This is a genomic window from Streptomyces sp. Qhu_M48 (genome assembly GCF_051305195.1).
In the GTDB taxonomy this organism is placed as follows: Bacteria; Actinomycetota; Actinomycetes; order Streptomycetales; family Streptomycetaceae; genus Streptomyces.
The window spans coordinates 7,307,304-7,318,854 of record NZ_CP195432.1; the positions used below are offsets into that span (position 1 = coordinate 7,307,304).

The window sequence follows — 11,551 nt, forward strand, 5'->3', positions numbered from 1 at the left end:
CCGTTCCGTACAACCACCGCAGCCACCCGGGAGTCTGATCGAACGGCGTGCGCGTGTTCGCACGCCGTTTCGCATCTCGCGGGGGGATCTCTTGAGTTCAGCACGCACCACCATGCACCGTCTGACCGCCGCCGTCACCGTCGTCCTCGCCCTCACCGCGAGCGCCGCGGTGGCGGTCACCCCCGCCACCGCCGCCGTCCAGGCCCCCGCGCGGACGGCCGACGCTCCGATCACCGTCGAGACCGGCATCCGGGTCGTCAGCGCCGGCACGACCGGGTTCCTGGGCCGCAAGGTCGTCAACGGTGACGACCAGTACCTCTGGACGACGTACGCGGACGGCACCACGAGGGCCCTCGACCCCGCCTACGTCTGGTACGGCGGCGGCTCGGACATCGTCTTCGCCCGCAAGCCGACCGAGTCCAGCTACTTCCTGCACGACATGGCCGCTCCCCCGAACCCCTTCTGGGTGGGCATCGACTCCGCGGGCACCGTCGCCGGCGTCGTCGACCGGACGCTGGTCTTCACGCGCCGCGACAGCTCCGGCGCGTTCGAGATCACCCTGAAGAGCGCCCAGCCGGGGAGTTCGCAGGTCACCACCCGCGACGTGCCCCTCCCCACCGACGCCCGGGTCCTCCGCGCCCAGGCCGGCACCCTCGACACGGCGCTGATCCAGTACGCGCGGGGCACCGGCGACGCGAGCACGTTCCACCTCGCCGCCGTCGACCTGGCCACCGGCCAGGTCGTCGAGACCGTCCGGACCGGCACCGTCGCGCCGAGGTCGGGCGTCCTCCTCTCGGCCTCCCACTTCGCCTGGGTCGAGAACCCGACCGGGCTCTCCGCCCGGCTCGTCACCGTCGCCCGTGGCGGCGGCGGCGAGCGGACGTCCCTGTCGCTGGGCGCCACGCTGGCGGGGACCTCGCTCGACGCGGCCTTCGTGGGCGGCTGGGCGCTCACCGCGCAGAAGGGCGGCGGCCTCGCCGAGTTCGCGTCGGCGCAGTTCCCGCTGGTCGCCCGGGACCTGGGCGGCTCCGGCACCGTCAGGCTCCTGGACCACGTCGACTCGATGGCCACGGCGCCCGACGGCTCGGTCCTGGTACGCGGCGGTTCCACGTCCAAGGGCGGCGAGGGCCTCTACCGGATCGCCCCCGACGGGACCGGCACCCCGGCCGCCACCCTCGTCGCCACCACCGGCAGGGCGACGCAGCTCGGCCTCATGTCCTCGTCCGTCCCGGCGGTGGTCGACCTCGACCGGAACGGCGGCAGGGCCACCCTCGCCTGGGCCCTGTCCCGGCCCAACGCCGAGGGCACCGTGACCCTGCGCCACGTCGCCACCGGGGCGAAGGTGGAACGGTCCTTCTCCGGCTGGGACCTCCGCGAGGCGAGCACGCTCACCTTCGGCTGGGACGGCATGGCCACCAGGAACCCCGGCGACATGGGCTCCTTCGCACCCGGCGGCGCCTACGTCTGGGAGCTGAGGGCCAAGCCGCTCAACGGCATCGGCCCCGCCCTCCTGAAGACCGGCACCTTCAAGGTCGCCCGCAAGGCCGGCCCGCACGACTACACCGACAACGGCAGCCCGGACCTCCTCGCCCGCGACTCCTCGGGGCGCCTGTTCCGCGACGACACCGTGAGGGTGAACAGCTCCTCCGAGGTCTACTCCCCCGGACGCGCGCAGATCGGCACCGGCTGGCAGATCTACGACCGGCTGGAGGCCGTCGGCGACCTCGCGGGCGGCACGGCCGGCGACCTCGTGGCCCGTGACGCCGCGGGCGTCCTCTGGCAGTACCTGGGCAGGGGGGACGGCACCTTCGCGCCCCGCACGAGGATCGGCTCCGGCTGGAAGGCGTACGACAAGATCACCGGAGGCAGCGACCTCGACGGCGACGGACGGGCCGACCTCCTCGCCGCCGACCCCTCCGGCGTCCTCTGGTACTACCGGGCCACCGGCGACTGGAAGGTCCCGTTCGCGGGCCGCGTCCGCGTCGGCGGCGGCTGGGGCGCCTACGGCCAGATCACCGCCGTCGGGAACATCGCCGGTACGCCCCACGGCGATCTGGTCGCCCGGGACGCCTCCGGCGTCCTCTGGCTCCACCAGGGCTCCGGCAACGGCGGCTTCTCCGCCCGCGTGAAGGTCGGCGGCGGCTGGGGCTCCTTCACCCACCTCGTCGGCGTCGGGGACGCGGACCGCGACGGCCTGAACGACCTCTACGCGGTCGGCGCCTCCGGTTCCCGTCTCTACGCGGGCACGGGCAGCGCGACGGGCCCGTTCAAGCCCGCCGCGTTCACGTCGGTGAACTCCGACGCCGCCCGGTTCGACACCGTCTTCTGACCCCGTCGGACGACGCCCGGGCGACGTCCGACCACGTCCGACCACGTCCGACGCCGCCCGCCGCCGCCCGCCGGGTCTCCCCTCCCTCCTCAGGAAGAGAACGCGTGAACCACACCAGCACCCGCATGTCCGGACGCCGGATCGCCGCGGCCGTCCTCGCCCTCGGCACCGTCACGGCCGTCACCGGCACCCTCGTCACCGCCCCGGCGGCCCTCGCGGCGCCCGCCGTCGCGCCCGCGGCCGTCAACGGGACCGCCGACGCGGTGACGATCCCCGCCGACGCCAGGATCGTCAGCTCCGGCACCAACGGCTTCATGTACTCCCGGCCCGACGGGCCCGACGGCAAGACCCTGTTCTGGGCGAAGTACTCCGACGGTTCCGTCACCTCGCTGGAGGGCTCGACCGGCCACGACACCGGCTCGGACACCGCCATCACCAGCGACGGACGCACGTACTACGTCCGCGACATGAACAGTGCCGGCAGCGCCTCCCCGGTCATCGACCTGGCGCAGGCGCTCGGCACGGACGCCGTCCTCGTCGGCACCGCCGGCAGCACCCTGTTCGCGACCAAGCCGGACCACTACGGCAAGCTCGACCTGTACGCCGTCCTGCGGGTGAACGGGGTCCTCCAGAAGAACAAGATCTCGTACGAGACCCAGGTCACCGCCTACAAGGTCGTGGGCAACGCCGGCGGTGAGGTGTTCATCCTCGGCAGGAAGCAGAACGGGAGCACGACCTACTTCTCCACGACGTACAAGCTGAACGGCGGCAACCAGTTCGGCCTCTACGACTACACCAAGCCCGTGGGCCCGTGGGCGCCGAACGCGACCGGCGGCCTCTCCTCGGCGTACCTGGCGTGGACCGAGCGCGCGAGCACCACGACCGAGGCCGTCGTCCACACCCGCGCCACCTTCACGCCGACCCGCTACCCCCTGAGTCTCGACGAGAACCACGTCGTCGCGGGGATCGTCGGCGACTGGCTGCTCTCCGGGCTGCCCGGCGGCGCCTCGGCGTCCTCGCCGAACCCGTCGTACGCGCTGACCGCCCGCTCCCTCACCGGCACCGACAAGGTCAAGCTCCTCGACCACTTCACCTCCGCCGTGACCGCGCCCGACGGCAGCGTGCTCGTCCGCGGCGGCTCCACCACCGAGGGCGAAGGCCTGTACCGGATCACCGACTTCGGCGGCACGCCGAGCGTGACCCTCGTCGCGAGCTCCGGTCAGTCGACCGGCCCCCGGATCACCGGCTCGAACGTCCCGGCGGTCGTCGACCTCGACAAGAACGGCGGCAAGGCCACGCTGGCGTGGACCCTGTCGAGCAGCAACATCAGGCTCGACGTGACCCTCACGCACCAGAGGACCGGCAGGACCTTCTCGGAGACGGTGCCCGCCGGCTCCGCCAACGCCCGCCTCGTCTGGGGCGGTTACCTGCAGAACGGCTCCGCCAGCGCCCCCAACGGCGACTGGTCGTGGTCGGTGGTCGGCACCCCGACCAACGGCATCGGCAACCCCGCGTACGCCTCCGGCACCTTCAAGGTGGTCCGCCAGGCCAACGCCCACGACCTCAACGACAACGGCTCGGCGGACATCGTCGCCCGGGACGCCTCGGGCGCGCTGTGGCGGGACGACACCTTCGACTGGCCCCACTCGGGCCAGATCACCACCTCCGGCCGCACCAGGATCGGTACCGGCTGGAACATCTACCACCAGATCGAGGCCGCCGGGAACCTGGCCGGGGGACCGGCCGGTGACCTCGTCGCCCGGGACGCCTCCGGCGTCCTGTGGAGCTACCTCGGCACGGGCGACGGCACCCTCGCCGCCCGGACCCAGATCGGCGGCGGCTGGAACGCGTACGACAAGATCGCCGCGGGCTCCGACCTGACCGGCGACGGCCGCCCGGACCTCGTCGCCACCGACAAGGCCGGCGTCCTCTACCTGTACAAGGCCACCGGCAACTGGAAGGCCCCCTACGCGGCCCGCACCAAGCTCGCCACGGGCTGGAACATCTACAACCAGCTCACGGCCGTCGGCAACACCGCGGGCGGCGCGGCGGGCGACCTCCTCGCCCGCGACACCTCCGGCGTCCTCTGGCTGCACCTCGGCAAGGGCGACGGGACCTTCGCGCCCCGCATCAGGGTCGGCGGCGGCTGGAACACCTTCTCCCAGCTCGTCGGCGCGGGCGACCTCGACAACGACGGCCGGACCGACCTGATCGGATACGGCCCGAACGGCACGTCGGCGTACCTCGGTACGGGGAGCACGACGGCACCTTTCACGCGCATCGTGACGAACCTGTACGCGGGCGAGGGCACCAAGTTCACCTCGGTGTCGTGACGTACAACCATTCGATGATCTCGTGAGTCATGCGGGCGTGGCGTGTCGCGCCACGCCCGCGCTTCATGAGGGAGAACACCGCTTTGTCCCGAGTACGCACCTCCCGTCGCCGACTCGCTCTCGCCGTCACCGTCGCGCTCGCCGTGACGACCGGTTCGCTCGCGGCGGGTCCCGCCGTCGCGACGACCGGCGGCGCGGCGGCCGGTGCCGTGGCGGCCCCGGCGCGGTCCTCCCAGGACCCCGCCGAGATGCTGCCCGGCTCCACCGTCATCGGCAACGGCCCGTCCGGCTTCCTCACCCGCCGGACGGAGTCCGGCACGAACATCTACCGCTGGACGCGGTACGCGGACGGCGTCACGACCACGCTGCCCGGGGCCGGGTACGCGGGAAGCCACGGCAGTGACCTCGTCGTGAGGTCCGAGGGCAACGTCCACACCATCCTCGACATGGCCTCCGGCGCCGACCCCGTGATCATCGACACCGCGTTCCTCGGCACCTCCGGCCAGCTGGTCAGGCTGGCCGGTTCCACCCTCGTCATGCGCGTCACCCGGCCCGACGGCCGCGGCGAGGCCCATCTCGTCAGCAAGCCCGGGGACACGGTCGTGGACCGCGTCGTGACCGGGCTCCCCGCCGACGGGTCGATCCGACGGTGGGACATGAGCGCGCCCGACACCCTCGCCCTCCTGTACACCGGCACGGTGGACGGGGTGACGGGGAGCCGCGTGGCGCTGGTGGACGTCGCCACCGCCGCGATCGTCGAGGACCGTGCCACCCCCGGCGCCGGACTGAGCGGTGACGTCAGTGTCTCCGCGTCCCACCTGGCCTGGGCCGAGAAGTCCCCGTCCGGCGACGCGACGACGCTCGCGGTGGCCCGGCGGGGGCAGACCGAGGTCGAGCGCGTCCCCCTCGGAAGGGGCGCGCTCCTCACCGAACTGACGGGCGACTGGGTCACGTACGCCGTGCCCGGCGGGACGACGGCCTCGGCGCCCAACCCCCTGCACGCGCTGACGGCGCGCTCGCTGACGACCGGGCGGACGGTCGAGCTCCTCGACACCGTGACCGTCATCCGTCCCGAGGCGGACGGCGGTCTCCTCGTCCAGGGCGGCACGACCGAGCACGGCGAAGGCCTCTACCGGATCGCCCCCGGCGCCGACGGCGCCCCGGCCGCCACCCTCGTCGCGAGCACCGGCCGCCCCATCGTGCTCCAGCTGACGGGCCAGACGGTCCCCGGCACCTTCGACTTCCGTACGAGCGGCGGCGACGGCTACCTGACGTGGCAGTTCGCCGCGTACACCGGCGCGAAGGTGGACGTCGAACTGACCCACACCGCGACCGGACAGCGGCACACCAGCACCTCGACCGTGGATGTCGCCGGCCGCGGCCTCGCCTACTGGACAGGTCTGCTCAACGGCGACGTCGCCGCGCCCAACGGGGCGTACACCTGGAAGATGACGGCGACGCCCACCAACGGCATCGGCGCCCCGGTGGAGGGCACCGGCACGCTCACCGTCGACAACGGGCAGGCCCCGCACGGCTTCTCGGACACCGGCTCGCCGGACCTGCTCGTCCGCGACGGCGGCTTCCTGTTCCACTACGACGGCCGCCAGGCCCTGTACCACGGCGCCCAGAACACGCTGAAGGAGACGAACATCGGGGCGGGCTGGGACGCGTACGACCAGATCGTCACGCCCGGGAACGTCGCGGGCGCCCGGTTCGCCGACCTCGTGGCCCGCGACAAGACCGGTGCGCTCTGGCTGCACACGGGTACCGGCGGCGGCACCGGCACGCCGGTCTTCTCCCCGCGTACGAAGATCGGCGGCGGCTGGCAGATCTACGACAAGCTCACCGGGGGCAGCGACCTCGACGGCGACGGCCACCCCGACCTCGTCGCCACCGACACGGCCGGCGACCTCTGGTTCTACAAGGGCACCGGCTCCGCCACCGCGCCGTTCGCGCCGCGCGTCAAGACCGGCCACGGCTGGGGCATCTACAACAAGATCGTCGCCACCGGGAACATCGGCGGCGGCCCCGCCGGAGACCTCGTCGCCCGCGACACCGCCGGCGACCTCTGGCTCTACCTCGGCAACGGCGACGGCACCTTCGCCGCGCGCACGAAGATCGGCGGCGGCTGGAACCGCTACGACGAGATCATCGCCATCGGCGACGCCGACCGCGACGGCCGCCCCGACCTGCTGGCGAACGGCCCGGACGGCCTGAACGACGACCTCGCCCTGTACGCGGGCACCGGCAACTGGAGGACGCCCTTCGGCCCCCGGTCCTCGCTCTACCCCCCGGCGCCGCTGACCGGCTCGTACAAGACCCTGTTCTGATCCCCGCCCTGATCGCCGCTTCGATCGCCGCTTCGATCCCCGTGTGCCGGTCCTTCCGAGACCGGACGGGGTGGGGACGGGGACCCTCACCCTCTTCTGACGGGCCGGCGAGGCGTCAGCGGGACGGTCGCCCAGACCGTCTTGCCGACGCACCGGTCCTTCACGCCCCACGCGCTCGCGAGGGCGGCCACGAGCAGCAGCCCGTAGCCGCCCTCGTCGGGGTTCCGGACCGGTGCGGGCCGCCGTTCGCCGCGCGCGTCGGACAGTTCGATCCGTACGTGGTCGTCGTCCAGCTCCATCCGCACCTCGAAGTCCCTCCCCGGGACCCGACCGTGACGGACCGCGTTGGCGGCGAGTTCGGCGACGACCAGTTCGGCGGCCTCGGCCGCGGGGCCGGTCACGCCCCAGTCGTGGAGCTGCTGCACGGCCAGTAACCGCGCGAGACGTGCGCCCCGGCGCGTGGCCGAGAGCCGGAGCGTGAACTCACCGGTTGGGGTGGAGGTTTCGGACTTCATGCCATGAGCCTGAAGCCCCGGCCGTACGCTGACCAGCAGCGGGGCGACGACGCTGGGTAACTGTACGGGTACGCCAAGAGGGCGGTACGGATGTCGGGAAACGAGGAGGAGCGGCCGGAACGGCCCTCCGAGGTGGACGGTACGGCGCACCTTTTCCGTGCGCTCGGGAAGATGCTGAAGGTACTGCGGCGCAATGCGGGCCTGAGTCAGACTGACCTGTCGGACCTGGCGCATTGCAGCGAGGATCTGATTTCGTCGGTCGAACGGGGGGTACGGACTCCACAGCCGGACTTCCTGGTACGGGTGGACCCGCTGGTGAACGCGGGCGGGGTGCTGGCGGCTGCGGCGGACGAGGTACGGGACGCGCTGGCGCGAGCGCGGGTACGGCATCCGGACTGGTTCCAGGATTTCGCAAATGCTGAGGCCAAGGCGGTGGCGCTGCACTACTACGAGGTGCAGGCGGTGCCTGGAATTCTGCAGACGCCCGCCTACGCCGAGTCCGTCTTTCGCCACCGGCGCCCCCTGTACGACGAGCCAACGATCGAGAAGCGTTTGGCGGACCGGCTGGCCCGGCAAGCGATCTTCGACAAATGGCCAGCACCAACGATGAGCTTCGTCGTAGAAGAGTCGGTGCTGCGCCGCCCACTGGGCGGTCGAGACGCGTTCCGGGAGCAGCTGCGGCACATCGCCACAGCCGCCGAGATGCGAACCGTGCACTTCCAGATCATGCCGACCGACCGCGAGGAACACCCAGCGTTGGAAGGTGCTTTCACCCTCCTCACTCCCAAGGGACGGCGAGAGGTCGCGTATATCGAGAGCTACAGACATGCCCGGCTGATCACCGACCCGGAAGAGGTCCGCATGTACACCGAGCGCTATGGGATCATCCGGGCGCAGGCACTCACACCTCATGAGTCCCTGGAGCGGATCGAAAAGATGCTGGGAGAGCTATGAGCACCGCGGATCTGGCCTGGTTCAAGAGCAGCTACAGCAGCGGCGAGGGCGGCAACTGCATCGAAGTCGCCTACGACTGGCGCAAGTCCAGCTACAGCGGCGGCGAAGGCGGCAACTGCGTAGAAGTGGCCACCCACCCCACCGCCGTCCACGTCCGCGACTCCAAGGACCCCCACGGCCCCCAGCTCGCCGTCGCCCCCGCCGCCTGGGCCGCGTTCGTGGACGTGGCATCCTCGGCGCTGGGGACGGGTCAGAGGATCGCGTCGTAGATGCCCCAGCCCCAGCCGATCTGTCGGCGGGTGGACGCCGGGACGAGGTCGTCGGCGTCGCGCTCGACGCCTTCGTAGAGCCAGAGGCGGCCCCGCGTGTCGCGGGCGAGGAAGTCCTTCGATGAGGAGCCGCTGAGCTGCCCCGCGAGCGCGATGCGGTCGTAGACGTTCCAGCCGCCGCCCACCCGCACGCGCGGTGCGTACTCGAGTCCCGGGAAGTCGCCTCCCGGGTAGTCGAAGCCGTACGACCACAGCACGCCGGCCCGGTCGCGCGCCACGGCGGTGAGATCGCTCCAGTTCCCCACGAGGGCGGTGTAGTCGTTCCAGCCGCCGCCGATGTCATGGCGCGGTTCGAAGGGCGCCCGGGGGGCGTCGTGGCCGGTGGCGGTGTAGTGCCAGAGGACGCCCGCCTTGTCCCGGGCCACGAGACCGCCCGCGCGGCTGGTGATCGCGGTGTACGCGTTCCAGCCGCCGCCGACGCGGACGCGCGGCTGGAAGGGGGCGTCCGGGTTGCCCGAGCCCTTGTACAACCAGAGGACCCCGGCCTTGTCCCGGGCCACGAGGTCGCCCTCGCCCGCTGCCGTCCGGTGCGTGAGGGTCGTGATCGAGGTGTAGGCGTTCCAGCCGCCACCGATGCGCTCGCGGGCCTTGAGCGGCTTGTCGGGGCGGCCCGTGCTCTCGTACTGCCAGAGCACGCCCGACTTGTCCCGGGCGAGGACCGTGGTCCGCCGGTAGTTCTCGGGGGTGCCCTTGGCGAAGCGGAAGGCGACGGGGCCGCTGCCGATGACGGCCCCGGCCCCGTCGGTCACTTCGAGGGTGGCCGTCAGGTTTCCCATCACGGCGGCGCGGCTGTCGGCGTCGACCCGCACGTCGTAGGTGAGGGTCGCCGCGGCCTCGACGGCCGGGAACACGACCTCGTGGCCCGGACTGTCCCACGGGCAGGCCCAGAAAGCGCCGCCGTTGACGGAGCAGGCCGGGGTGACGGGCTCGTAGGCCGGCGTGTCGAAGTCGGGCAGGTCCCACGTCGGACGCGGCAGGAGCAGTCGTGCCCTGACGGGGCCGGTGAGGCCCGCCGGGAGCGTGACCGTGATCCGGGTGGTCACCGCTCCTTCCTCACCGGAGGGCACCACCAGCGGGCCGCCCTCCTGTACCACCGTCGTGGTTCCCGTCGCCGCCACGGCCGTCAGGGGCGCGGCGACGGCCGCCGCCCCTCCCAGTACCGCGGGTGCGACGCCGACGGCCAGAGCCGTCGCGATCGCCAGAGTCACACGCTTGCCTGTCACGGATCTCCCCAGGAGTCTTGGGACGCGAGGGGGAGCCGTCGCGCTCCCCTGGACATCCGGGTCGGCTCTTGGACACTCGAACGGTCCGGAGGGTTGTACTCGGGCGGGGATCCGGCCGTCGCCGTCGCCGGGTCAGAGGATCGTGTCGTAGATGTCCCAGCCCCAGCCGATCCGCCGGCGGCTCGGGGGCGGCACGTCGTTCCCGTCGCGGCTGACGCTCTCGTACAGCCAGAGGTCACCGTTCTTGTCGCGGCCGAGGAAGTCGCCGACGCGGGAGCCGGCGAGGTTGTCCGCGTAGACGATGCGGTCATAGGCGTTCCAGCCACCGCCCACCCGCGTTCTCGGTGCGAAGTCGGGATGGTTCTGCCAGTCCGGGACGTAGGACCAGAGCACTCCGGACGTGTCGCGCGCCACGGCGCTGTAACCGTAGCCCTGCCCCACGATGGCGTTGTACACGTTCCAGCCGCCGCCTATGCGCCGACGCTCCTCGAAGGGGGCGGGAGGGCCGAGCCTCTTCTGCGAGTAGTCCCAGAGGACTCCGGCCTTGTCCCGGGCGATGAGCCTCGAACCGAGGTTGCCGATCGCGGTGTACGTGTTCCAGCCGCCGCCGACGCGGACGCGCGGCTTGAAGGGGGCGTCCGGGTTCCTGGAGCCCTCGTAGAACCAGAGGACACCGGCCTTGTCCCGGGCCACGAGGTCGCCCTCGCCCGACGCGGTCCGATTTCCGAGCGGGGTGATCGAGGTGTAGGTGTTCCAGCCGCCGCCGATGCGCTCGCGAGCCTTGAGCGGCTTGTCGGGGAGGCCCGTGCCCTCGTACTGCCAGAGCACCCCCGCCTTGTCGCGGGCGAGCACCGTGGTGCGCAGGCCGGGCGCCGGGGTGTTGTGGGCGAACCGGAAGCCCACGGGTCCGCTCGCGAGGTCGGGGGCGCCTCCGGCGCCCACTTCGAGGGTGCCGGTGACGTCCTTCCAGCGGCGGGCGTCGTGGCCGGACTCGATGCGGATGTCGTAGGTGATCGTGGGTGCGGCCTCGGTGACCGGCATCGTGGCCACGTGCGGACCCTTGTTGAGCCCGCCCGCCGGTTCCTTCAGGGGGCAGGGCTGGAACGGGCCTCCGTCGACCGAGCAGGACGGCCTGATGTCCCACGAGAGGGGATACCTGTCGCCGTTCACGAAGTCCCAGGTGATCGGAAGGAGAAGTCGCGCCTTCACGGGGCCGCTCGCGCCCTCCGGCAGGGTGACGGTGACGCGGGTGGTCACCACCTCCTCGCCCGAGGGCACCACCAGCGGGCCGCCCTCCTGGACGACCGTGCCGGTCCCCGTCGTCCCCCCGGCCGTCGGGGACGGAGTGACGGCGACCGCCGCCGCCCCTCCCAGTGCGGCGGGGGTGATTCCGGCGGCCAGGGCCGCCACGATCGCCACGGCCACGCGTCGCGTACGTGCCACTTGTCTCCCCTTCGGTTCGTTCTCGGTTCGTTCGGGCAGCGGTTCACGCGTCTGACCTCCGTTGGGGCCGGAGGGTTGCACCGGAGCGGCCCCGG

At 72.2% G+C, this 11,551-nt stretch carries 8 protein-coding genes; 5 read left to right on the plus strand and 3 right to left on the minus strand.

The annotated features are described in order from the left end of the window. The first annotated feature begins 91 nt into the window (after positions 1-91). The 3 genes from ACRRSS_RS32795 to ACRRSS_RS32805 all read left to right on the plus strand — a co-directional run bounded on the left by ACRRSS_RS32795 (position 92) and on the right by ACRRSS_RS32805 (position 6,992). Positions 92-2,329 carry an FG-GAP repeat domain-containing protein gene (locus ACRRSS_RS32795; protein ID WP_435974626.1) on the plus strand — a complete coding sequence of 746 codons (2,238 nt, stop codon included), beginning with the start codon at positions 92-94 and terminating at the stop codon, positions 2,327-2,329. A gap of 104 nt (positions 2,330-2,433) precedes the next feature. Then, the gene (locus tag ACRRSS_RS32800; protein WP_435974627.1) at positions 2,434-4,662 is read left to right on the plus strand and encodes an FG-GAP repeat domain-containing protein; all 2,229 of its coding nucleotides are present in this window, start codon (positions 2,434-2,436) and stop codon (positions 4,660-4,662) included. Between the two features lie 83 nt (positions 4,663-4,745). Continuing rightward, positions 4,746-6,992, plus strand: coding sequence for an FG-GAP repeat domain-containing protein (locus tag ACRRSS_RS32805; RefSeq protein WP_435974628.1), 2,247 nt, complete (start codon positions 4,746-4,748; stop codon positions 6,990-6,992). 86 nt (positions 6,993-7,078) lie between these two features. Here the strand turns inward: ACRRSS_RS32805 and ACRRSS_RS32810 are convergent, their stop codons facing one another. After that, the gene (locus ACRRSS_RS32810; RefSeq protein ID WP_435974629.1) at positions 7,079-7,507 is read right to left on the minus strand and encodes an ATP-binding protein; all 429 of its coding nucleotides are present in this window, start codon (positions 7,505-7,507) and stop codon (positions 7,079-7,081) included. Positions 7,508-7,597: 90 nt separating this feature from the next. Here ACRRSS_RS32810 and ACRRSS_RS32815 point away from each other — a divergent pair, with 90 nt between their 5' ends. Continuing rightward, positions 7,598-8,461, plus strand: a complete 864-nt coding sequence (locus tag ACRRSS_RS32815; protein ID WP_435974630.1) for a helix-turn-helix domain-containing protein — start codon at positions 7,598-7,600, stop codon at positions 8,459-8,461. Beyond that, positions 8,458-8,730, plus strand: coding sequence for a DUF397 domain-containing protein (locus ACRRSS_RS32820; protein WP_435974631.1), 273 nt, complete (start codon positions 8,458-8,460; stop codon positions 8,728-8,730). The genes ACRRSS_RS32815 and ACRRSS_RS32820 overlap by 4 nt, the downstream gene beginning before the upstream one ends. Here the strand turns inward: ACRRSS_RS32820 and ACRRSS_RS32825 are convergent. Both ACRRSS_RS32825 and ACRRSS_RS32830 read right to left on the minus strand, forming a co-directional pair. Next, positions 8,712-10,013, minus strand: a complete 1,302-nt coding sequence (locus ACRRSS_RS32825) for a hypothetical protein (protein WP_435974632.1) — start codon at positions 10,011-10,013, stop codon at positions 8,712-8,714. The two genes, ACRRSS_RS32820 and ACRRSS_RS32825, sit on opposite strands and share 19 nt — an antisense overlap. Before the next feature lie 132 nt (positions 10,014-10,145). Then, positions 10,146-11,456 carry a hypothetical protein gene (locus tag ACRRSS_RS32830; RefSeq protein ID WP_435974633.1) on the minus strand — a complete coding sequence of 437 codons (1,311 nt, stop codon included), beginning with the start codon at positions 11,454-11,456 and terminating at the stop codon, positions 10,146-10,148. Positions 11,457-11,551 lie beyond the last annotated feature (95 nt).